The sequence below is a fragment of the Desulfallas sp. Bu1-1 genome, assembly GCF_015594625.1.
In the GTDB taxonomy this organism is placed as follows: Bacteria; Bacillota; Desulfotomaculia; order Desulfotomaculales; family Desulfallaceae; genus JADNRQ01.
In genome coordinates, this window is record NZ_JADNRQ010000132.1 from 1 (window position 1) to 255 (window position 255).

The 255-nt window shown below is 52.9% G+C and carries 1 protein-coding gene; it reads right to left on the minus strand.

Annotation, left to right across the window (positions count from 1 at the left end; all coding sequences use genetic code 11):
* On the minus strand, positions 1-232 hold a 232-nt coding region (locus tag IT084_RS17955), incomplete at its 3' end, for a 2-oxoacid:acceptor oxidoreductase family protein (protein ID WP_195714208.1).
* Between the last annotated feature and the right edge of the window lie 23 nt (positions 233-255).

Below are 255 nucleotides of genomic sequence, written 5' to 3' on the forward strand. Positions count from 1 at the left end.
TTTGGGTTAGGGCAAGAACAAGGTCCGGTGTCTCACACTTGGGGTTATAGATTTCCCCGTCGGAGATGATTACCTGAGCTTCCGAATAGCCTCCCCGGGCGGCGATGCCGTAACTCTGTGTTTGTAGCACGTTCTTTCCTTCTAAAATGGCGGCTTGGGCCAAGATACGCCCGCCGACAATCAAGCCCTGTCCTCCATCTCCGGCCATTACTATTTGCCAGGTTTTTTTCATTTGTTACCGCCCCCCTTGATCCG